The 20,835-nt window shown below is 72.2% G+C and carries 20 protein-coding genes; 18 read left to right on the forward strand and 2 right to left on the reverse strand.

All coding sequences use genetic code 11. The features are described from left to right. The first annotated feature begins 15 nt into the window (after positions 1 to 15). The 17 genes from O7613_RS28910 to O7613_RS28990 all read left to right on the forward strand — a co-directional run bounded on the left by O7613_RS28910 (position 16) and on the right by O7613_RS28990 (position 17,759). Positions 16 to 1,629, forward strand: coding sequence for an ABC transporter substrate-binding protein (locus O7613_RS28910; protein ID WP_282291027.1), 1,614 nt, complete (start codon positions 16 to 18; stop codon positions 1,627 to 1,629). 118 nt (positions 1,630 to 1,747) lie between these two features. Continuing rightward, positions 1,748 to 3,808: a hydantoinase/oxoprolinase family protein gene (locus O7613_RS28915; RefSeq protein ID WP_282291029.1), complete on the forward strand. Its 2,061-nt coding sequence runs from the start codon at positions 1,748 to 1,750 to the stop codon at positions 3,806 to 3,808. Further along, positions 3,805 to 5,811: a hydantoinase B/oxoprolinase family protein gene (locus O7613_RS28920; protein WP_282291031.1), complete on the forward strand. Its 2,007-nt coding sequence runs from the start codon at positions 3,805 to 3,807 to the stop codon at positions 5,809 to 5,811. Before O7613_RS28915 ends, O7613_RS28920 begins: the two co-directional genes overlap by 4 nt. 90 nt (positions 5,812 to 5,901) lie before the next feature. Continuing rightward, entirely contained in the window at positions 5,902 to 6,201 is a 300-nt protein-coding gene (gene eutM, locus O7613_RS28925; RefSeq protein ID WP_104114777.1) for an ethanolamine utilization microcompartment protein EutM, read from the forward strand. A 34-nt stretch (positions 6,202 to 6,235) separates the two neighbouring features. Continuing rightward, positions 6,236 to 7,009: a hypothetical protein gene (locus tag O7613_RS28930; protein WP_282291033.1), complete on the forward strand. Its 774-nt coding sequence runs from the start codon at positions 6,236 to 6,238 to the stop codon at positions 7,007 to 7,009. Continuing rightward, positions 7,006 to 8,166: a class I SAM-dependent methyltransferase gene (locus tag O7613_RS28935; protein WP_281585180.1), complete on the forward strand. Its 1,161-nt coding sequence runs from the start codon at positions 7,006 to 7,008 to the stop codon at positions 8,164 to 8,166. The genes O7613_RS28930 and O7613_RS28935 overlap by 4 nt, the downstream gene beginning before the upstream one ends. A 1-nt stretch (position 8,167) precedes the next feature. Next, entirely contained in the window at positions 8,168 to 8,800 is a 633-nt protein-coding gene (locus O7613_RS28940; RefSeq protein ID WP_281585179.1) for a hypothetical protein, read from the forward strand. Positions 8,801 to 8,819: 19 nt separating this feature from the next. Beyond that, on the forward strand, positions 8,820 to 9,107 hold the full coding sequence (locus O7613_RS28945; protein ID WP_281585178.1) for a EutN/CcmL family microcompartment protein: 288 nt from the start codon (positions 8,820 to 8,822) through the stop codon (positions 9,105 to 9,107). Between the two features lies 1 nt (position 9,108). Further along, positions 9,109 to 9,696, forward strand: coding sequence for a BMC domain-containing protein (locus O7613_RS28950; protein ID WP_282291036.1), 588 nt, complete (start codon positions 9,109 to 9,111; stop codon positions 9,694 to 9,696). A 1-nt stretch (position 9,697) separates the two neighbouring features. Continuing rightward, positions 9,698 to 10,504, forward strand: a complete 807-nt coding sequence (locus O7613_RS28955; RefSeq protein ID WP_281585176.1) for an alpha/beta hydrolase — start codon at positions 9,698 to 9,700, stop codon at positions 10,502 to 10,504. Next, complete coding sequence (locus O7613_RS28960) at positions 10,501 to 11,922, forward strand: FAD-dependent oxidoreductase (protein ID WP_282291038.1); 1,422 nt, start codon at positions 10,501 to 10,503, stop codon at positions 11,920 to 11,922. The genes O7613_RS28955 and O7613_RS28960 overlap by 4 nt, the downstream gene beginning before the upstream one ends. Before the next feature lie 152 nt (positions 11,923 to 12,074). After that, positions 12,075 to 13,286, forward strand: a complete 1,212-nt coding sequence (locus tag O7613_RS28965) for a CoA transferase (protein WP_281585174.1) — start codon at positions 12,075 to 12,077, stop codon at positions 13,284 to 13,286. Between the two features lie 11 nt (positions 13,287 to 13,297). Continuing rightward, positions 13,298 to 13,933 (forward strand): isochorismatase family protein, encoded by a 636-nt coding sequence (locus O7613_RS28970; RefSeq protein WP_281585173.1) that lies wholly within the window; start codon positions 13,298 to 13,300, stop codon positions 13,931 to 13,933. Continuing rightward, complete coding sequence (locus tag O7613_RS28975) at positions 13,933 to 14,946, forward strand: ABC transporter permease (protein ID WP_281585172.1); 1,014 nt, start codon at positions 13,933 to 13,935, stop codon at positions 14,944 to 14,946. Before O7613_RS28970 ends, O7613_RS28975 begins: the two co-directional genes overlap by 1 nt. After that, on the forward strand, positions 14,939 to 15,805 hold the full coding sequence (locus O7613_RS28980; protein ID WP_281585171.1) for an ABC transporter permease: 867 nt from the start codon (positions 14,939 to 14,941) through the stop codon (positions 15,803 to 15,805). The genes O7613_RS28975 and O7613_RS28980 overlap by 8 nt, the downstream gene beginning before the upstream one ends. After that, entirely contained in the window at positions 15,802 to 16,803 is a 1,002-nt protein-coding gene (locus O7613_RS28985) for an ABC transporter ATP-binding protein (RefSeq protein ID WP_281585170.1), read from the forward strand. Before O7613_RS28980 ends, O7613_RS28985 begins: the two co-directional genes overlap by 4 nt. Continuing rightward, positions 16,800 to 17,759 (forward strand): oligopeptide/dipeptide ABC transporter ATP-binding protein, encoded by a 960-nt coding sequence (locus tag O7613_RS28990; protein WP_282291039.1) that lies wholly within the window; start codon positions 16,800 to 16,802, stop codon positions 17,757 to 17,759. Before O7613_RS28985 ends, O7613_RS28990 begins: the two co-directional genes overlap by 4 nt. A gap of 58 nt (positions 17,760 to 17,817) precedes the next feature. On the opposite strand, the gene O7613_RS28995 is transcribed toward O7613_RS28990, so the two are convergent. Then, the gene (locus O7613_RS28995; RefSeq protein ID WP_281585168.1) at positions 17,818 to 18,474 is read right to left on the reverse strand and encodes a GntR family transcriptional regulator; all 657 of its coding nucleotides are present in this window, start codon (positions 18,472 to 18,474) and stop codon (positions 17,818 to 17,820) included. Positions 18,475 to 18,552: 78 nt separating this feature from the next. Here O7613_RS28995 and O7613_RS29000 point away from each other — a divergent pair, with 78 nt between their 5' ends. Beyond that, positions 18,553 to 19,452, forward strand: a complete 900-nt coding sequence (locus tag O7613_RS29000; RefSeq protein WP_282294642.1) for a hydroxymethylglutaryl-CoA lyase — start codon at positions 18,553 to 18,555, stop codon at positions 19,450 to 19,452. A 66-nt stretch (positions 19,453 to 19,518) separates the two neighbouring features. Here the strand turns inward: O7613_RS29000 and O7613_RS29005 are convergent, their stop codons facing one another. Beyond that, the gene (locus O7613_RS29005) at positions 19,519 to 20,763 is read right to left on the reverse strand and encodes a hypothetical protein (protein WP_282291041.1); all 1,245 of its coding nucleotides are present in this window, start codon (positions 20,761 to 20,763) and stop codon (positions 19,519 to 19,521) included. Positions 20,764 to 20,835 lie beyond the last annotated feature (72 nt).

The raw sequence follows: 20,835 nt of genomic DNA on the forward strand, positions 1-20,835 counted from the left end.
TATGGAGGTGTCGGCATGGGAATGCGTTCCGTGCGGGTGCGGGCCGTGGCAGTGCTCGCCGTGGCGAGCCTGGCTCTCGCGGCCTGCGGCGCCGACGATGCGGAGAAGTCAGACGCCGGCGCCGGCCAGGCGCTGACGATCGCCGCGCCCGGAGTCCTGTCGAGTCTCGACTCCGAGCGCTATCAGGGTTTCATCTCGATCGACCTGCTCCCCAACACCGCCGGGACCCTGGTGCGCTTCAAGAAGCCCGAGGCCGGCGCGACGAAACTCCAGACGCCGGACCAGATCGAGCCCGAGCTCGCCGAGTCCTGGAAGCTCGACGACGGCGGCAAGAAGATGTCGTTCACGCTGCGCGACGCCAAGAGCCAGTTCGGCAACCCGATCACCTCCGCGGACGTGAAGTGGTCGGTCGACCGGATGGTCAACAGCACCGGCGTACCGATCGCCAAGATCCTGATGGGCATCGGCGGCTGGGACACCGCCAACCCGATCACCGTCACCGACGACAAGAACTTCACCATCAACGTCGCCAAGCCCAACGCGGTGAGCGTGTCGATCCTGAGCACCTTCTTCATGACCATGTACGACTCGGTGGAGGCCAAGAAGCACGCCACCGCCGACGACCCGTACGCCTACAAGTGGCTGGGGGAGAACACCGCCACCTTCGGGCCGTACCAGGTGCGCTCGTTCGACCCGGGCAAGGAGGTCCGGCTCTCCGCGAACGAGAACTACTTCCGGGGCAAGCCCAAGGTCACCGACGTGGTGGTCCGCGCCGTCGCCGACACCTCCAACCGACTCCAGCTGGCCCAGAGCGGGCAGGTCGACATCGCCACCGCGATGACCTTCGACCAGCTCTCCTCACTTGAGGAAAGCGACCAGGCCCGGCTGGAACGGGTGCTCTACCCCAACATCGACGTGCTGGTGCCCAACCTCAAGGCCGAGCCCTTCGACGACAAGCGGGTCCGCGAGGCCATCTCCTACGCCGTCGACCGCAAGGCGATCGTCGACTCCGCGTACCAGGGCTATGCGACGCCCTCGAACGACTTCATCCACGACGACTTCGGCGCCCCGGCGGCCAGCCAGCCCTTCGCCCAGAACCTCGACCGGGCCAAGCAACTGCTGACCGAGGCCGGCCTGCCCAACGGCTTCCCGATGGAGCTGGCCTACAACGCGGCGAACGTCGGGGCGCACAGCGAGCAGGTCGCCGTCCTGCTGCGCTCGCAACTGGCCAAGGTCGGCATCCAGGTCAAGCTCAACAACGTCGCCTCCGGCGCGGACTTCGACACCGCCAAGCGTGAGGGCAAGTTGCAGAGCTGGCTGGCCACCAGCACCCCGCTGGTGCCCGACCCCGCCTACTACCTGCAGGTCTTCTACTCCACGGGTGGGCTGACCAACCTGCAGAACTACAGCTCGCCGACCGTCGACGAGCTCTCCCGGAAGATCCTGGAGACCCAGCCGGGGCCCGACCGGGATGCGTTGATCAAGCAGGTCAACGACTTCCTGGTGGGTGACATGCCGGCCATCCCGCTTGTCGACTCCCAGAAGTACTACATCTTCAAGAAGGGCGTGACCGGGTTCCTCAGCTACTCCCAGGGCCACGTCAACTACTACGACATCAGCGTCTCCTGACCCCGCTGGCGTCCCTACCGGCGCGGTGACCCCCCGGCCCGGTCGGCACCCCCGGGCCGGGGACCACGCCGCGACGACGGAGAGAACGGCAAGCCGAGAGAAAGCAGGATGTGCACTGATGTACCGCCTAGGAGTCGATGTCGGTGGCACGTTCACGGACGTTCTTCTGATCGAGGAGGCGACCGGGAGGACCCGCCGGACCAAGGTGCCCTCGACGCCTCAGGACCAGTCCGTCGGCGTCCTTGAGGGTGTCACCCGGGTGCTGGCGGACGCCCGGGCCCGCGCGGCGGACATCCGCCAGTTCCTGCACGGCACGACGGTGGCCACCAACGCCGTCCTGGAACGCCGGGGCGCCCGGGTCGGCCTGGTGGTGACCGTCGGCTACCGGCAGGTCCTGCACATCGCCCGCTCGTTCGTCCCCGGCGGCCTGGGCGGCTGGATCGTCTGGGACCGGCCGGCCGAGCTGGTCGCGCTGGAGGACGTCCGCGAGGTCCGGGGCCGGATCGACGCCCGGGGCGAGCAGGTCGAGCCCCTCGACGAGGCGGCCGTGCGGGCCGCCGTCCGCCAACTGGTCGACCAGGGCGTGGACGCCCTCGCCATCGGCTTCGTCAACTCCTACGCCAACCCCGCCCACGAGCAGCGGGCGGCCGAGATCGCCGCCGCCGAGGCCCCCGGCGTGCCGGTCTCCACCTCCGCCGGGGTCCTGCCCGAACTCGGCGAGTACGAGCGGACCCTGACCACCGTCGCCAACGCCTACGTCCGCCCCGGCGTCAGCTCCTACCTGAGCAACCTCAGCGCGAAACTGGTCGCCGAGGGGCTCTCGGGCGAGCGCCGCGTGCTGCGCTCCGACGGCGGACTGATGACCTTCGAGCGGGCCGAGGACATCCCGGTCAGTCTGCTGATGAGCGGACCCGCAGGCGGGGTCGCCGCCGCCGTGGCCCTGGGCCCGGCCGCCGGCCACCCGGACCTGCTCACCCTGGACATGGGGGGCACCTCCACCGACGTGGCCCTGATCGAGAACGGCACCCCAGCCATCCGGCGCGAGACGACCGTGGCCGACCTGGCCGTACGTGCCCCGTCGATCGACGTGCAGACCGTGGGCGCCGGCGGCGGCTCCATCGCCCACGTTCCCGAGCTGACCGGCGCGCTGCGGGTCGGCCCGGCAAGCGCGGGCGCCCTGCCCGGCCCGGCGACGTACGGACGCGGCGGCGAACTGCCGACCGTCACCGACGCCAACGTCGTGCTCGGTTACCTGCCGCACGCCCTGCTCGGCGGCGCCATGCCGTTGGACGTGGAGAAGGCCCGCACGGCGGTCGGGACCGTCGCGAGCCGGCTCGGGATCACGGTGGAGGCCGCCGCCGCCGCGATCATCGACATCGTCAACGAGAACATGCTCGGCGCGCTCCGGCTGGTCTCGGTGCAGCGCGGCTACGACCCCCGGCGCTTCGCGCTGTTCGGCTTCGGCGGCGCCGGCCCGTTGCACGTCAACGCCCTGGCCAAGCTCCTCGGCTCCTGGCCGGTGGTGATCCCGCAGTCACCGGGGGTGCTGTGCGCCTACGGCGACGCCTCGACCGGGGTGCGGGCCGAGGCCAACAGGTCCCTGGTCCGCCCGCTCGACGACGTCGACGAGGGACTGCTGCGACGCGAGTTCACCGACCTGGCCGCCCAGATCGACACCGAGTTCGACCGGGCCGGGGTCCCCGACGACGCCCGCTCGGTGCGGTACGAGGCCGACGTGCGCTACCACGGCCAGGGCTTCGAGGTCTCCGTCGAGGTCGACGCGGGCCGGGGTACGGCCATGATCCCCGACCTGCGCGGCGGCTTCGACGAGGCACACAAGCGCCTGTTCGGCTTCGCCCTGGACGAGCCGCACGAGATCGTCAACATCCGGGCCGTCGGGGTCTCCCACGCGGAACGGATCACCCCCGTCGAGATCGAGTCCGGTGACCGCGACGCCGCGCAGGCGATCGTCGGCCGTCAGCAGGTCTACGTCGACGGCGGCTGGCAGGAGGCCGCCCTCTACGACCGCACCGCCCTGCGGGCCGGCAACGAGCTGGCCGGGCCGGCGATCGTGGTCGAGATGGATTCCACGAGCCTGGTCCTGCCGGGCTGTGTCGCGCGCGTCGACAGGCTGGGCAACCTGCTCATCCTGCCCGCCGAGCAGGGAGGGAACCGATGAGTGCGGTCATCGTCGAGACAGCACGCCCGGAGCGCGGCGTCGAGGTCGAGACCGCGGTGCTCGACATCGTCGAGAACGCGCTGCGGAACGCCCGCTTCGAGATGGACGCCGTGGTGCTGCGTACCGCGATGTCACCTGGCATCCGCGAGCAGCACGACGCCTTCCCGTTGATCGCCGACCGGCGCGGGCGCATGGTCGCCGGACAGTTCGGCTCCTTCATCGACGGCTTCCTCTCCGGCTACGACGGCACGGTCGAGGAGGGCGACGTCTTCTTCACCTCCGACCCGTACGCCTGTGACGGCGCCATCAGCCACGCCAACGACTGGCTGGTGCTGCTGCCGATCTACTTCGAGCAGGCGCTTGTCGGCTGGGCGGCGATGTTCGGTCACATGAGCGACGTCGGCGGGAAGGTCCCCGGCAGCCTGCCCACCGACGCGGTGTCGATCCACGAGGAGGGCGTCATCGTCCCGCCGGTGAAGCTGTTCCGCGCCGGGACGCTCGACCAGCAACTCCTGGACACCGTGCTCAACCAGGTGCGCCTGCCGAGCTGGAACCGGGCCGACCTGAACGCGGTCCTGGCCTCCTGCCGCACCGCCGAGACCCGGGTCCGGGAACTCTGCGAGCGTTTCGGCGCCGACACCTACCTGTCCACCCTGGAGTTGCTGCTGGAGCGCAACCGGCAGGCGATGGCGAAGCTGTTCCGCCAGGTCGTGCCCGAGCAGCCGGTCACCTTCGAGGACTTCGTCGACGACGACGGACGCGGCGAGGGGCCGTTCCGCATCCGCTGCTCGCTGTGGCGCGACGGCGACCGGGTGGTGCTCGACTTCACCGGCACCAGCGAGCAGGCCGACGGCTCGATCAACTTCCTGCTCAACGAGAACGTCCTGCGGATGTTCTTCGGGGTCTACACCATCATGGCCGTCGACCCGATGATCCTGTTCAACGACGGGTTCTATCCCCTGGTCGACGTCCGCATCCCCGAGGGCAGCCTGCTCAAGCCCCGGCGACCGGCGGCCATCTCCTGTCGTACCCATGCCCTGGGTCGGCTCTTCGACGTGCTCGCCGGGCTGCTCGGGCAGTGCCAGCCGGACTTCCTCGCCGCCGCCGGCTTCTCCTCCAGCCCGCACCTGATGTACTCCGGCCTGGACCGGCACGGCAAGTGGTTCCAGCTCTACCAGATCGGCTTCGGCGGGGTGCCCGCCCGGCCGGTCGGTGACGGCTTCGACGGACACTCGATGTGGCCCTCGTTCACCAACGTGCCGAACGAGTACCTGGAGGCGTACTACCCGCTGCGCATCGAGTCCTACGAGTCGGTCCCGGACTCCGGGGGCGCCGGTCGGCACCGGGGCGGCAACGGCATCCGGGTCGGCTACCGGTTCCTCGAACCGGGCGAGGTCTCGATCCACGACGACAGGTGGTTCACCAAACCCTGGGGCGTGCTCGGCGGCGAGCCCGGCGAACGCGGCACGAAGCTCCTGGAACGCGCCGACGGCTCCCGGCAGGTGGTCCCGGCCAAGTGCGACCACGTCGCGGTCCGCCCCGGCGACCTGCTGCACTTCGTCACCTGGGGCGGCGGTGGCTGGGGCGATCCGCTCGAACGCGACCCCGAGCAGGTCCGCCACGACGTCGAGCGGGGCCTGGTCACCGTCGACGGCGCCCGGCGCTACGGGGTGGTCCTGGCCGACGGCCGGGTCGACGCCGAGCGCACCCGGGCGCTACGCGCCGAACTGGCCGCCGGCCGCGGCGACCTGCCCCGCTTCGACCGGGGCGGCACGTTGGCGGAACTGCGGGAGCGCTGCCTGACCGAGACCGGCCTGGCCCCACCCCGGGAACCGGCGGGCCCCGGGGCGCGGCAGGAGTCGACGCCTCCCGGCCCACGGGCCGGTGCGAAGCCGGCCCGCCGCCGCGACGCCGGCGGGCCGCCGACCCCCGACAAGCGACCGGCGCAGTCCCCGCTGGAGGCGCTCGTGCACCACATCGCCCGGCAGGTGACCGTGCGATGAGACCACCCCACTTCCAGACCGCCACGGTCCTGGGCAACGGCGGGCACCCGCCCGCCGACCAACTCGCAGAGGAGAACTGTCATGGCTGACCTGCAGATGTCCGCGCTGGGCATGATCGAGACCCGGGGCCTGGTCGCGGCGGTGGAGGCCGCCGACGCGATGGTCAAGGCCGCCACCGTCGTCCTGGTGGGCACCGAGTACATCGGCGGTGGCCTGGTCACCGTCGTCGTCCGTGGCGACGTCGGCGCGGTCAAGGCCGCCACCGACGCCGGGGCGGCCAGCGCCTCCCGGCTCGGCGAGGTCGTCTCGGTGCACGTCATCCCCCGCCCGCACAACGAGGTCGAGGCGATCCTGCCGACCGGGTCGAGCCGAGGCGGAACAAAGTCCTGACCAGAGCCCGCGTGCTCATCGAAGGAGTTGAGACATGAGTCGGGTGTGGACTGCTGTCGATATCGAAGACGTCGCCCGGTCGGACGGGCCGCGCGAGGTCCTGCTGGGCCCGGGCGACCTGATCTCGCCGCACGCCCAGGACATCGCCCAGGGGCTGGGCGTCGACGTCCGGCGCGGCCCGGCGGGCGCGTCGTCGGCCTCGGCGCCGACCGCCCCCGCCGGCACCGTCCCCGGCGCGCCCCAGGGCGGCTGCGACGACGCCGACGGCTGCTCGTGTGGCTGCGAGGCCGCGGAGGAGGCGGAGCGGACCATCCGTACCATCGCCGCCGCGGTCGTGTCGGCCAACCCCGACGCGGACGCGTCCACGGTCGCCACCGAGACGCTACGGGCGCTCGGCGCCTACGGCGGGCCCGGGGTGGGCAGCCCCGAGCAGGCCCAACCGCTGCCCGGACAGTTGCTGCCCAAGAAGGCCAAGGGCGCCCGTCCCCAGTTCTTCGCCGAGCCGGGCATGGAGGCCCTGGTCTCCACGATGGTGACCCTCACCTCTGAGGTGTGGGTGCTGCGCGAGCGGGTGATGACCCTGGAACAGCTGCTGGCCGACCGGCGGGTGGTGGAGCGGGGCGCGGTGGACGACTTCACGCCGTCCGCCGGGGACGCCGAGACCAGGGACGCCGAGGCGGCGGCGTTCGTCGCCCGGGTGCTGCGGGTCTTCTACGAGTGGCGCGAGGAGATCGTGCGGGAGGAGACCCCGGAGTCCTACCGGGAGGTCATCCGGCAGGCCTTCGCGCAGGTGGGGGAGGACAAGTGAAACAACAGCAGCGGCACGGCCTGTTGCCGACGGAGAACCACGACGAACTGGCCCGGGAGACGTTCGTCCGGGCGTTGAAGTCGCACATCTCCACCGAGGTGACCCCGGGGGTACGGGAGCTGTACGCGCACCGCGTCGTGCCCCGTTACCAGCAGGAGATGGGCGTCCCGCCCCGGGACCGGGAGACGGTCCGCCGGGCGATGGAACCCGAGCCGTACTACCAGCTCTGGAGCTCGGTGCGGCGGGCGAGCCAGGACCTGCTCTGGAACGTGGTGGCCGACAGCATCGCCCGGCAACTCGACGACCTGCGGGCCAGGGCGGAGCGGACCGGACGTACCCTCGGTTCGCTGGAGCTGGACCCCGACTTCGTCCTGCCCTGGTATTTCTGGGGCATCGACATCCACGCCATGCCCGGCGGCTACCGGGGCGAGTACGTCCCCGGCGACGTCACCGCCGGGGCGCTCTACGACCGGGGCGTCTACGTCTACGCCACCGGCCAGATGGGCGAGCTCAACGACGACTACGGCCAGTCGGTGGTGAACAACTACCTGAAGGCCACGCACAAGGACTTCCGTCCCAAGCGCATCCTGGAGATCGGCTGCGGCGTCGGCAACTCCACGCTGCCCTACGTCGACGCCTATCCCGAGGCGGAGGTGCACGGCATCGACGTCGGCGCGGCCCTGCTGCGCTACGGTCACGGCCGGGCGGAGTCCCTGGGTCGCAAGGTGCACTTCGCGCAGCGCAACGCCGAGGCCACCGGCTTCCCGTCGGGGCACTTCGACCTGGTCGTCTCGCACATCCTGCTGCACGAGATGCCGCCGGAGGCGGTCCGCGCCGTGCTGCGGGAGTGCCACCGGCTGCTCGCCCCGGGCGGCATGATGATCCACGCGGACTTCCCGGGCTACGCCGGGCTGGACCCGCTCGTGCAGTTCCTCATCGACTGGGACACCTGGAACAACAACGAGCCGTTCTGGGGCCCGATGCGGGACATGGACCTGGTCCAGGCCGCCCGGGACGCCGGGTTCACCGGCGACTGCACCGAGCTGTCCTGCAAGCGGGAATGCGTCGAGGAGGTCTCCACCCCCACCGGCCGGGTGCTGCAGAGCGGTGAGCGGCGCAGCAGCGGCACTCTCGCGCTGCTCGTGGGTCGGCGCTGAGATGGCCCGCAACGACGTCGAGCTGCGCACCTTCGCGTTCGTCGACCGGCTCCAACCGCAGATGGCCGCCCTGCTCGGCAGCGTGATGTCAGGTGACCCGGTGGTCGAGGGGATGTCCGAGCTCTACCTGGAGATCTCCCCGGGCAGCGACGTCTACGCCCTGGTCGACGCCGCCGTCAAGGCCGCCGGGGTCCGCCCCGGCTCCCAGGTCGTCGAGCGGCAGTACGGCATGACCGAGCTGCACTCGATGTCGCAGGACGCCGTGCGCCAGGCCGGTCAGACCATCCTGGACCTGCTCGGGATCACCGAGGCGGACGCGCAGCCGGCGGAGCTGGTCTCGGCGAAGGTCGTCTCCAACATCGACGCCTACCAGGCGCAGCTGGTCAACCGTTCCCGCAAGGGATCCCTGCTGGTGGCCGGCGAGTCGATGCTCGTGGTCGAGTGCCAGCCCGCCGCCTACATCTCCGCGGTCGGCAACGAGGTGGAGAAGTCCGCCGGCGTCAAGATCATCGACGTCCGGGGGGTCGGCCAGTTCGGCCGGCTGTGGGTCTCCGGGCTGCACTCGGAGGTGGAGTCGGCCCGCGAGGCGGTCCGTCGGGCGTTCGAGACGAAGCCCTGGTCGCAGCGACGCTAGAGAAACGAGGTGGTTCGGCATGCGTGTCGCCCGGGTGATCGGCTCGGTGGTCAGCACCGTCAAGTCCGAGGCGCTGACCGGGGCCAAGCTGCTCGTCGTCGCGCCCCTGGGTGAGACGCCCGCCGGGGAGCCCTACGTCGCCGTCGACACCGTCGGCGCCGGCAGGGGCGAGGTCGTCCTGATCGCCACGGGTGGCGCCGCGCGGCTGGCGCTGCGGCAACCCGGTCAGGCGCCGGTGGACTCCAGCATCGTCGCCATCGTCGACCGGCTGGAGACCGAGGCGTGGCTCAACTACGTGAAGGACTGACGTGGATCTGTGGGATGCGGGTGCGCTCGGCATGGTCGAGACACGGGGACTGACCGCCTCGATCGTCGCCGTCGACGTGATGGGCAAGGCGGCCGAGGTGCGGCTGATCGGCGTACGACGCATCGGCGACGGACTCGTCACGGTCTCCCTCGTCGGCGACATGGCCTCGGTCACGGCCGCGGTGGAGAGCGCCCGGCGGGCGGTGGCCGCGATCGGCGGGACCGCCGTGACGACCGTGATCGGTCGACCCACCGTGCCGACGAACCTGCTGCGTGAACCCCGGGCCGGCGGGACGCCGCCGCCTGCGCCACCGACCACCGCGCCACCTCCCGCCGCCGGCGGGTCCGAGTCGCCCGACCTCGACCCCGGGCCCGCCGCGTTGCCGCCCGGCGAGCCCGCCCCTGCGTCGCCGCCCAGCGGACCCGCCGCGTCGCCGCCCACCGAGCCTGCCGGCCGACCGGCCCGCAAGGCCGGTGGCGGACCGACCCGGCGCGCCGCGCGCTCGACCGCCCCGAAACGGCGTCCGCCCACCGCCGGCCCGTCCGAGCCACCCCTCGAACCCCCCACCCCCCGACCCCGAGGGAAGTGACATGCGCGGATACGTCGGCCCGCCCGGAGCGCAGATCCACTACCGCACCGCCGGCACCGGTGGACCCGCCGTGGTGCTGTTCCACGAGTCGCCACAGGCGTCGAACGTCTTCGCCCCGGCCCTGCCCGCCCTCGGCCGCACGCTGCGCGCGTTCGCCTTGGACACCCCCGGGTACGGGCTCTCCGACCCGCCCCGCGAGTCGCTAGACATCCCCGGCTACGCCCGCCTGCTGCTCGACGCCGTCGACGCCCTCGGAGTCACCGAGTTCGCCGTCGCCGGGCAGCACACCGGAGCCTCGCTGGCCCTGGCCGTCGCCCAGCTCGCCGGCCCCGACCGGGTCACCCACGCCATCCTGTCGGGGCTGGTGCTGGACCGGGCCGAGCGGGAACGCCTCGGCGCCTCCTGGGCGCCGGACAAGCCGATCGACCCGGCCGGACGGCACCTGGACGAGCTCTGGGCCCGCTACCTCGACATCTGGGAGGGGCCGCCGGAGCTGGTCAACCTCGCGGTGGCGAACATCGCCTCGGTCTTCGAGCGGTACAACTGGGCGTACCGGGCCGCGTTCGCCTACGACCCGACCGAGCCACTGCGCGCCCTGCCCTGCCCGGTGCTGCTGCTGACCGCCGCCCGCGACATGCTCGCCGACGGCGACGCGCTGGCGCAGGCGATCCGTCCCGACGCCGTTGCCGTGCGGCTGACCGACACCACCGGCCAACTGCCCTGGCGGGTGCCGGAGGAGTACGCCGCCGTGGTGTCGTCCTTCGTCACCACCGGCCGGGTCGGGCACGACCGGGCGGGCGCGCGATGAGCGGGGAGGCCGACCTGCTGGTGATCGGGGCCGGCACCGCCGGCCTGCCGTGCGCGATCGAGGCGGCGCGGGCCGGGCTCCGCGTCGAACTTGTCGACGGGGGCACCGACATCGGCGGCACGCTCAGCGTCTCGGCCGGGCACATGAGCGCCGCGGGCACCCGGCGGCAACGCCAGGCGGGTATCGACGACGACCCGGACCGGCACTACGCCGACGTGCTGCGCATCGGGCACCACCGCGGTGACCCGGCGCTGATCCGGCTGGCGGTCGACGAGGCCGCCGGTGTCGTGGACTGGCTCGACGAGCACGGTTTCCCGTTCGCCCCGGGCACACCTGTGGTCTATCACGGGCACTCCCCGTACTCCCGGCCCCGGACCTACTGGGGGACCGGGCACGGCCGGTCGATCCGGGAGACGCTGCGTCCGCTGCTGGACGAGCAGGTGGCCGCCGGCCGGGTCACCCTGCGCCTGCGCTCGCGCGCCACCCGGCTGACCAGCGCCGGCGGCGCGGTCACCGGTGCGCTCCTGGACACGCCCGAGGGCCCCCGCGAGGTCCGCGCCGGAGTCACGGTGCTGGCCTCCGGCGGGTACGGCGCCAACCCGGACCTGTTCCGTGAGCTGACCCCGGGCGGGCCCCGGCTGGTGACCAACGCGGTGCCGACCTCCACCGGCGCGGCGATCGAGATGGCCACGCCGTTGGGGGCCGAGGTCCGCTTCGCCGATCTGCACACCCCCCGGCTCGGCCTGCTCGAACGCCGCTCCCAGCCGGGGCGGGTGGACTTCTGGTCGGAGTTGGCGCACCTCGCGCCGGTCGAGCGCCCGCCCCGGGAGATCTGGGTCAACGCGGCCGGGCGCCGGTTCGTCGCCGAGGACCTCGACGACGTCACCGGGCACGAGCGGGCCGTGCAGGAGCAGCCGGGGGGCGAGTTCTGGATCGTCTGCGACTCGGCGGCCCTGGCGGCGGGGCCACCCCTGGTGCCGGCCTGGGGGGAGGAGCGGTTCCGGGCGGAGGCGCGGCGGGGGGACGTGGCCTGGGTCGCCGACGACCTGGCCGACCTGGCCCGCCGGGCGGGCATCGACGCGCCCGGGCTCGTCGAGACGGTACGGGCGTACCACCTCGCGGTGCGGCAGGGGGTGGACCCGCTGGGCCGCCGGGCGCCCGCGTACCCCCTGGTCCGGCCGCCCTACTACGCCCTTCGCTCGGTGGCCGCGCTGCTGTGCAGTTTCGGCGGGCTGGACGTCGACACCGACCTGCGGGTCCGGCGGCCCGGTGGCGCGGTCGTGGCCGGGCTGCACGCCGTCGGTGAGGCCATCGGCATGGGGGCCACCAGCGGCGCGGCTTTCTGCGGGGGGATGGCGGTGACGCCGGCGCTGGCGTTCGGGCGGCTGCTCGGCCGGCGGCTGGGCGGACGGGCGTGACGGACGTCGAGCCTCCCTACCGTTCTGTGTATGCATGAACGTCCAAATGTGGGCGCGGCACTGAATCTGGCCGGAAGAAACCGCTGTTGACAGCGGGTCCCGCCTGCCTGTTGTATACAACAACCACTTGGTGGCTGCTATGAGAGGTGTTCATGTCTAGCGATCTGCACCACGAGGGACCGCTGCACGGGGTACGCGTGGTCGAGTTCGGTTCCCTGCTCGCCGGGCCGTTCTGCAGCCAACTCCTGGCGGACTTCGGCGCCGAGGTCATCAAGTGCGAACCCCCGCGTCAGGGCGACCCGATGCGCGAGTGGGGCCAGGAGAAGCCGCACGGCAAGTCGCTGTGGTGGCCGATCGTGGCGCGCAACAAGAAGTCCATCACCGTCGACCTGCGCACCCCCGAGGGCCAGTCGGTGGCCCGGCGGCTGATCGCCCAGTGCGACGTGGTGGTGGAGAACTTCCGGCCCGGCACCATGCAGCGCTGGGGCCTGGGCTACGAGCAGATGTCCGAGGCCAACCCCGGGCTGGTCATGGTCCAGGTCTCCGGTTTCGGCCAGGACGGGCCCTACTCCGCCCGCCCCGGCTACGGCTCCGTCGGCGAGGCCATGGGTGGCCTGCGCTACGTCGTCGGCGACCCGCAGACGCCACCCAGCCGGGTCGGCATCAGCCTCGGCGACTCCCTGGCCGGCACCTTCGCCGCCCTGGGCGCCCTGATGGCGCTGCGGGTCCGCGACCGCACCGGCCGGGGCCAGAAGGTCGACTCGGCGATCTACGAGGCGGTGCTGGCGATGATGGAGTCGCTGCTGCCCGAGTACGCCCTGGCCGGTCACGTCCGCGAACGCACCGGCGCCATCCTGCCCAACATCGCCCCCTCGAACGTCTATCCCACCCGCGACGACGGACTGGTGCTCATCGCGGCCAACCAGGACACCGTCTTCCGGCGGCTGGCCGCGGCCATGGACATGGCCGAACTCGGCACCGACGAGCGCTTCGCCACCCACGCCGGCCGGGGCCGGCACCAGGTCGAGCTGGACGGCATCATCGCGAACTGGTCGGCGCAGCACGACACCGAGGAGCTGATGGCGGTGATGGTCAAGCACGACGTCCCGGTCGGCCGGGTCTACCGCGCCCCGGAGATGCTCGCGGACGAGCACTTCGCCGCCCGGGAGGCCATCGTCCGCGTCGCCCACCCCGAGTTCGGCGAGTTCCCCATGCAGAACGTGGTGCCGAGGCTGTCGGCGACCCCGGGGCGGATCAAGTGGGCCGGGCCGCAGCTCGGGGAACACACCGACGAGGTGCTCAGCGACATCGTCGGGCTGGAGACCGCCGAGATCGACGCGCTGCGTACCAGCGGCGTCATCTAGGGGCGGCCACGGTGGATGACCTCCAGGGCGACTACCGCAGGGCCGGCTTCGGCGGCGACCTGGGTCGCGGCTCGCGCCGGGCCCTGCTCCTGGTCGACCTCGTCCGGGCCTACCTCGACCCGGCCTCACCGCTCTACGCCGGCGACACCGACCCGCCGGCCCTGCGGGCCTGCGCCACACTGCTCGACGCCGCGCGCCGCCACGGCGTGCCGGTGATCCACACCCGGGTGCAACTGAGCCCGGGCGGAGCGGACGGCGGTCTCTTCGCCCGCAAGGTGCCCGCCCTGCGGGTCTTCGAACAGGGCAGCGCGTTCGCCGCCGCCCCGCCGGTCCTGGCCCCGGCCCCCGGCGAGACGGTGGTTACCAAGCAGTACGCCAGCGCCTTCTTCGGCACCAGCCTGGCCAGCACCCTGCGGGTTCTGGGGGTGGACGCCCTCGTCGTCGGCGGGGCCTCGACAAGCGGCTGCGTCCGGGCCAGCGCGGTGGACGCCCTGCAACACGGCTTCGTCCCCCTCGTCGTCGCCGAGGCATGCCTGGACCGCGACCCGCGCCCGCACCAGGCCGCCCTGTTCGACCTCGGCGCCAAGTACGCCGAGGTGCTGGCCCTGGACGAAGCCATGGCGCTGCTCGGACCGGGAGGTATGTGATGCGGGTCCTCGGCTACGCCCGACGGCGGTTGCTCTTCCTGCCGGTGGGGCTGCTCTCGGTCATCGTGCTGGCCTTCCTCCTGGTCAACGCGCTGCCGGGCAACCCGGTCGGGGTCATCGCCGGACCGGCCGCCGGCCCGGAGGAACTGGCCGCGATCGAGCGACGCCTCGGTCTGGACCGGCCCCTGTGGGAGCGGTTCGTCGACTACCTCGGCGGCCTGGTCCACGGCGACCTCGGATCGTCGTACTACACCGACCGGCCGATCCTGTCGGAGATCCTGCGCTTCGCCCCGGCCACCCTGGAGCTGGTGATCCTCTCGCTCATCGTGGCCGCGGTGCTCGGTGTGGGCCTGGGCACCCTGGGCGCGTACTACAAGGGCAGCCTGGCCGACCGGGGCTCCCGCTTCGTGGTCACCACGTTCCAGTCGATCCCCGACTTCTTCCTCGCCCTGCTGCTGATCTACCTCTGCTTCTATCTCGCCGGGTGGGCGCCGGCCCCGGTCGGCCGGCTCGGTCTGATGGACGAGCCGCCGCCGACGGTGACCGGGGCCCTGCTCGTCGACTCGCTGATCGCCGGTGACATGACGATCTTCCGTTCGGCGGTGGCGCACTCGATTCTGCCGGTGCTGACCCTGGGCATCTACTACTCGGCGTACTTCGCCCGCAGCACCTACGCCTCCCTGGTGCCCGCGTTGGAGTCCAAGCAGGTCGAGTTCGCCCGGGCCTGCGGCCTGTCCGAGCGGACCGTGCTGGCGTACGCCTTCCGGCAGGCCCGCACCCCGATCCTGACCTACGGCGGCATCCTGCTGGCTGCCCTGCTCGGCGGCGCGGCGATCATCGAGACCATCTTCTCGTGGGGTGGCTTCGGGGAGTGGGCGATCGACTCCATCCTCCAGCTCGACATGCCGGCCGTGCAGGGCTTCATCCTCGCCGCCGGCCTGGGAACCCTGTTGGCATTCACCGCACTGGACATCCTGGTCGCGGTGCTCGATCCGAGGGTGCGTTATGACTGAGACCCTGGCCGCCGACCCCACCACGGTCACCGCGCCGAAGCCCCGCAAGCCCCGCCGCGGTCGTCGACGCCTGCGCCTGTGGGTACCCACCGGCATCCTCGCCGGCATGTTGGCGGCGGCCTACCTCGCGCCGCTGCCGTACGATCCGGCGGAGCCGCTGCCCGACACCCTCGCCGCGCCCGACGGCGCGCACTGGATGGGCACCGACAAGTTCGGTATCGACGTCTTCAGCCGCCTGGTGGCCTCGGCCGGGGTGGACATCCCGCTGGCCCTCGCCGGCATGCTGATCTCGCTCGTGGTCGGCGTCATGCTCGGGCTGGCCGCCCTGCACCGGGGACCGTGGGGGGAGCGCGTGGTCCGCGCGCTCGACGTCTTCCAGGCGTTCCCCCTGTTGATCCTGGCCATCGCCCTGGTCGCCCTGATGGGCAACAACATCGAGAACGTCGTGGTGGCCATCGCCATCATCAACGTCCCGCGGTTCGTCCGGCTGGTCCGCAGCGAGGGGCTGACCATCCGGGAGAGCCGCTACGTCGAGGCCGCCCACGCCATCGGCGCGACCGGACCCCGGGTGATGTTCCGGCACGTGCTGCCGAACATGACCGGCATCATCCTGGCCCAGGCGTCGCTGGCGGTGGCCCACTCGATCGTGGTGATCGCCTCGCTGTCCTTCCTGGGCATCGGCATCAACGCCGCCGACGCCAGTTGGGGCGCGATGATCCAGACAGGAGCGCAGAACATGACGACCGGCCAGTGGTGGGTATCGGTCTTCCCCGGACTCGCCATCTTCCTGACCGTGCTCTGCTTCAACGCGATCAGCGACGAGTTGCAGGACTCCTTCGGCCGGGCGAGGCAGCGATGAGCGCCCCCGGCGCGGTCGCGGACCGGGAGCCCCGGCTGCTGGAGGTCAACGGCCTCACCACCCGCTTCGACACCCCCGACGGGCTGGTGCACGCGGTCAACGGCGTCGACTTCCACGTCGACCGGGCCGAGATCGTCGGCGTGGTCGGCGAGAGCGGGTGCGGCAAGTCGGTGACCATCCGGTCGATCCTCGGCCTGGTCCGCCCACCGGGGCGGGTGGTCGGGGGCACCGCCCGCTTCAACGGCGTCGACCTGCTCGGCCTGCGCGCGGCCGAACTGCGCCGGTTGCGCGGCGCCGAGATCGGCTTCATCGCGCAGAACCCGTTCAGCGCGCTGAATCCGGTGATGCGCATCCACCGGCAGTTCGCCAACATCCTCGCCGCACACGGCGTCCGCTCCGACTCCACAGCCCGGGACCGGGCCCGCGACGCGCTTGCCGACGTCGGCATCGCCGGCCCGGACCGGGTCCTCGACGGCTACGCCCACCAGCTCAGCGGCGGGATGGCCCAGCGCGTCGTCATCGCCATGGCCATGCTGCTCAACCCGGCCTTCGTCATCGCCGACGAGCCGACCACCGGCCTCGACCTGACCGTGCAGCGGCAGATCCTCGACCTCATCCGGGGCCTGGTCCAGGAGCACGGCCGCTCGATGCTGCTGGTCACCCACGACCTCGGGGTGGTGGCCCAGTACTGCGACCGGGTGGTCGTCATGTACGCCGGCAAGGTCATCGAACACGGCACGGTCCGTGACGTGCTCACCAGCCCGCAGCACCCGTACACGCAGGCGTTGGTCCGGGCCGTTCCCCGGCCGGGCCAGCCCTTGGTGCACCTCACCGGGCGGTTGCCGGATCTGGTCGACTATCCGGCCGGCTGCCCGTTCCGGGCCCGCTGCCCGCACGCCTTCGAGCCCTGCGGGCAGGTGTTCCCGGAGCCGACGACCACCGCCTCGGGCCGGACGTACTGGTGTCACCTGTCGCAGGAGAGGGAGGCGGTCCGGTGAGCCTGCTGGAGCTGACGAACGTCAGCAAGGAGTTCCCCGTCGGCGGGACCACCACGGTCTACGCCCTCGACGACGTGTCGCTGACCGTGAACGCCGGCGAGACGCTTGCCATCATCGGGGAGAGCGGCTCGGGCAAGTCGACGTTGGGGCGGCTGGCCCTGCGCCTGATCGAGCCGACCCGGGGCTCGGTGCGCTTCCAGGGCACCGACGTGCTCGCGCTGCCCGCGGCCGGGCTGCGCCGGCTGCGCGCCAAGGCGCAGATCATCTTCCAGGAGCCGTTCGAGTCCTTGAACCCGCGCATGCGGGTGGCCGACATCGTCGGCGAGCCACTCGCCATCCACCAGCCGAAGACCCCGGCGGCCGACCGCCGGAGCCGGGTCGCCCGGGTCATCGACCAGGTGGGGCTGGCACCCGAGATGGCCCGGCGCTACCCCGGTGAACTCAGCGGCGGGCAGCAGCAGCGGGTCGGCATCGCGCGGGCCATCGTCACCGAGCCGTCCCTGATCGTCCTCGACGAACCCACCTCCTCGCTCGACCTGTCGGTCCGCGCCCAGATCCTGCAACTCCTGGCCGACCTGCAGACCGAACTCGGCATGGGCTATCTGTTCATCTCCCACGACATCCACACCGTCCGCTACGTCAGCGACCGGATCGCGGTGATGTACCGGGGGCGGGTGGTGGAGACCGGCCCCTCGGAGCGGGTCTTCGCCGACCCGCAGCACCCCTACACGCGAGCCCTGCTGGCCGCGGCGCTGCCGGTGGACCCCGACCAGGAGCTGCCGCCGGCCCGCCTGATCGGCGACCCGCTGAGCCCGACGGAGAAGGTGAGCGGCTGCGTCCTCTACGGTCGGTGCCCGGTCGGGGAGGACCGGTGTGTACAAACTGAGGTGCGACTGACCCCTCTCGACGCCGACCGCGCGGTGGCCTGCATCAAGCCGGGCGCGCCCGGGAGCTGACCGGTCCGGCGCCCGATGGCCGGGCCCGGGTCGGTCGGAGCGGCGTGTCCCGGGGCGCTCAGAGCTCCGGGTTGTCGGACATGGCGGCCAGCAGGACCCGCCGGGCGGCCAGCACGTGCGCGCGCATCGTGCTCGACGCCCACTCGGCGTCGCGGGCACCGAGGGCCGCCACCAGGTCACGGTGGTGGGCCATGCTGCGGGCCAGCGCGTCCGGGGTGTAGAGGCGGAACGCCCGGACGACGAGCGGGACCTCCACCACCGCCGAGAGCAGAGAGGTCAACCGAGGGCTGCCGGCGGCGCCGATGACCAGACCGTGCAGCTCCGCGTTGAGGGTGGCGATGTCGTCCAGGTCCTGCGGGGTCATCCGTTGCGCCCGCTGCTCCATCTCGTCGCAGAGCAGGCTCAGCCTCGGCAGGCAGTCGGCGTCGATGCGCTGGGCGGCCAGGGCCGCGCCGTAGCTCTCCAGCCGGGCCCGGATCTCGTACGTGTCCTCCAGGTCGCTCAGCGACCACTCGGCCACCCGGGCCCCCCGGTTGGGCTGGAAGACGACGAGCCCCTCCGCGGTGAGCCGGCGCAGGGCCTCCCGGATCGGGGTCCGGCTGACTCCGAACTGCGAGGACAGCTCCACCTCGCCCAGCCGCTCCCGCGGGCGGATGGATCCGTTCAGGATCGCGCTCCGCAACGCCTCGTAGGCGTCCTGCCCGGCATTGGTCACCCGTGCCTCCGTGGTCTGAAGCGATGTCGCGGCCGGTGTCTTGCCGCCCGCCCGCCGGTCTGGAATTGTATACACATGATGGTGCGCGTGGTGGAAGTGTCCCCTCGGGACGGGTTGCAGAACGAGTCCGAGATCCTCCCGACAGCGAGCAAGATCGAGTTGATCCGGCGCTGCGTCGACGCCGGAGCCCGGCGGGTCGAGGCGGTGTCGTTCGTCCGCGCCGACCGGGTGCCCCAGATGGCCGACGCGGAAGCCGTCATGGCCGAGGTGCCGCGCCGCAGCGACGTATCGTACATCGGTCTGGTGCTCAACCGGCGCGGCCTCGACCGTGCCCTCGCCGCCGGGGTGGACGAGGTGAACTGCGTCGTGGTCGCCACCGAGACGTTCAGCCGGCGCAACCAGGGCGCCTCCGTCGACACCATGGTCCAGGCGTGGTCCGAGATCGCCACCGCCGCCCACGCCGCCGGCCGCCGGGCCAGCGTCACCGTCGCCGCCGCCTTCGGCTGCCCCTTCGAGGGCGACGTCGCCCCGTCGACCGTCGGCGAGCTCGTCGCCCGGCTGGCCGAGGGCGAGCCGGACGAGATCGCCCTGGCCGACACCATCGGGGTGGGAGTCCCCGCCCAGGTGCGGCAGCTGGTGGCCGCGGCCGGCGCGGCGGCGCCCGGGGTGCCGCTGCGCCTGCACCTGCACGACACCCGCAACACCGCCATCGCCAACGCCCTGGCGGCGGTCGAGGCCGGCGTGAGCGTCCTCGACGCGAGCGTCGGCGGCATCGGTGGCTGCCCCTTCGCCCCGGCGGCCACCGGCAACGTCGCCACCGAGGACCTGGTCTACGCCCTGCACCGCTCCGGCCACCAGACCGGCCTCGACCCCCGCGGGCTGATCGAGACGGCGGCCTGGATCGGTGACCGGCTCGGCAAGGCAAGCCTGCCGGGCGCCCTCGGCCGGGCCGGCTGGTTCCCGGGCGAGCCGGCCTGAGACCACCGGGACACCGCGCCCGTCCATCGTTCGTCCACCGTAGACGGACCGCATCGGCAGCACAGGTCAGGCCGTCGGCCGCTCGTCCTCGGGGGTCACCAGGACCATCCGGCGCCGCCGGGCGGCGAGGAACAACGCACCGCCGACCGCCAGAGCCGCGACGCCGATCCCGCCGATCAGCCCGGCCTGCGGCCCGGTGACCGGCAACCCGCCGCCACCGTCACCCCCACCGCCGCCGCCACCATCGCCACCGCCACCGCCGCTCTTCGCGGCCAGCACCACGGCGAACCCGTCCCGGTTGTCGCTGTGGTCCACGTCGGCCACCCGTACGCCGACGGCGTTCGCCGGCAACTCGGCCCGCGCAGGCTCGGAGCGGTCGTTCGTCGCCCGCTCGGCGAGGCCCTCCACCTGCACGGTTCCGCCCCGCAACGTCGCCGGAGCGGTGGCGGATGCCGCAGTCGTCACCAGGTTGTACAGCTCGACCGCCGAGTAGATCGCGTCCTTCGGATCGGTGTCCTCGGCGGCCGGAACGAGGGTGAGGCCCGGGTAGGTGCAGACCGCCGAGCGCCGGGCGTCGGTGACCACACACTGGGCCGGCGGCCTGGTGAAGGTCACGCCCTTGGGCAGGCGCAGCGTGATCCGCACTCCGCGGACCGCCGTCCGGCCCTGGTTGGCGACGGTGTGCCACACCGCGCCCGTCTCACCCGGGTTCAGCGTCCCGGTGGGCCGGGGCCGGCCGTCGGCGCCGAGCCGCACCGACTGCTTCACGTCCCGGGCGACCAGCGAGAGGTCGGCACTGGGCTGGTCGACAAGCGTCAACGGGAACAACCTGGTGTCGTCAGCCGGATTCGCGTCCTTCTCCGGCCTGATGCTGACCGAGGCTTCGAACCTGCCCTCGTAGGGTCCCGCACCCCCGAAGACATTCGCGTCGATGGGAACGTCGGCGGTCTGGCCCGGCCCCGGAATCAGCTCCGGCGACAGTCGGCAGTAGAACCCGCCGAAATCGCCGTCGCACTCGCCCACACCACCCCCTGAATGCCAGAGCAGGGCGACCGGCAGTGGGTCCGGGCCCTCCTGCGGCTGGCGGACGTTGACGACGACGTCGCCGGGGGTCGCATCCCCCAGGTTGCTGATTTTCAGATAGACGACCTTCTTCGCAACTCCCAGCGGGATCGTGGTCCCGGAGGCGTCGACCGCGAGGTCCGGACCCCTCTTCGCTGCCGCGGCGGGACCGGCGGGGACGGTCACCCCGGCGAGGAGGAGCAGTGCGGCGGCGACAGTTCCCGGCAGCCGCCGACGACCAACGCTCATGGCAGAACCCTTCAGTACGCGCGGACAGTGTGGTGCAGAACACTATCGGCAATCGGCTTCTACGGGTGTCTA

Source organism: Micromonospora sp. WMMD975 (genome assembly GCF_029581215.1).
GTDB lineage: Bacteria > Actinomycetota > Actinomycetes > Mycobacteriales > Micromonosporaceae > Micromonospora.

What these genes read in the sequence shown, in the direction of transcription:
- O7613_RS28910 (WP_282291027.1), top strand. Translation starts at nt 16, where the DNA reads ATGGGAATGCGTTCCGTGCGGGTGCGGGCCGTGGCAGTGCTCGCCGTG.
- O7613_RS28915 (WP_282291029.1), top strand. Translation starts at nt 1,748, where the DNA reads ATGTACCGCCTAGGAGTCGATGTCGGTGGCACGTTCACGGACGTTCTT.
- O7613_RS28920 (WP_282291031.1), top strand. Translation starts at nt 3,805, where the DNA reads ATGAGTGCGGTCATCGTCGAGACAGCACGCCCGGAGCGCGGCGTCGAG.
- O7613_RS28930 (WP_282291033.1), top strand. Translation starts at nt 6,236, where the DNA reads ATGAGTCGGGTGTGGACTGCTGTCGATATCGAAGACGTCGCCCGGTCG.
- O7613_RS28940 (WP_281585179.1), top strand. Translation starts at nt 8,168, where the DNA reads ATGGCCCGCAACGACGTCGAGCTGCGCACCTTCGCGTTCGTCGACCGG.
- O7613_RS28945 (WP_281585178.1), top strand. Translation starts at nt 8,820, where the DNA reads ATGCGTGTCGCCCGGGTGATCGGCTCGGTGGTCAGCACCGTCAAGTCC.
- O7613_RS28955 (WP_281585176.1), top strand. Translation starts at nt 9,698, where the DNA reads ATGCGCGGATACGTCGGCCCGCCCGGAGCGCAGATCCACTACCGCACC.
- O7613_RS28960 (WP_282291038.1), top strand. Translation starts at nt 10,501, where the DNA reads ATGAGCGGGGAGGCCGACCTGCTGGTGATCGGGGCCGGCACCGCCGGC.
- O7613_RS28965 (WP_281585174.1), top strand. Translation starts at nt 12,075, where the DNA reads ATGTCTAGCGATCTGCACCACGAGGGACCGCTGCACGGGGTACGCGTG.
- O7613_RS28975 (WP_281585172.1), top strand. Translation starts at nt 13,933, where the DNA reads ATGCGGGTCCTCGGCTACGCCCGACGGCGGTTGCTCTTCCTGCCGGTG.
- O7613_RS28980 (WP_281585171.1), top strand. Translation starts at nt 14,939, where the DNA reads ATGACTGAGACCCTGGCCGCCGACCCCACCACGGTCACCGCGCCGAAG.
- O7613_RS28985 (WP_281585170.1), top strand. Translation starts at nt 15,802, where the DNA reads ATGAGCGCCCCCGGCGCGGTCGCGGACCGGGAGCCCCGGCTGCTGGAG.
- O7613_RS29000 (WP_282294642.1), top strand. Translation starts at nt 18,553, where the DNA reads ATGGTGCGCGTGGTGGAAGTGTCCCCTCGGGACGGGTTGCAGAACGAG.
- O7613_RS29005 (WP_282291041.1), bottom strand. Translation starts at nt 20,763, where the DNA reads ATGAGCGTTGGTCGTCGGCGGCTGCCGGGAACTGTCGCCGCCGCACTG.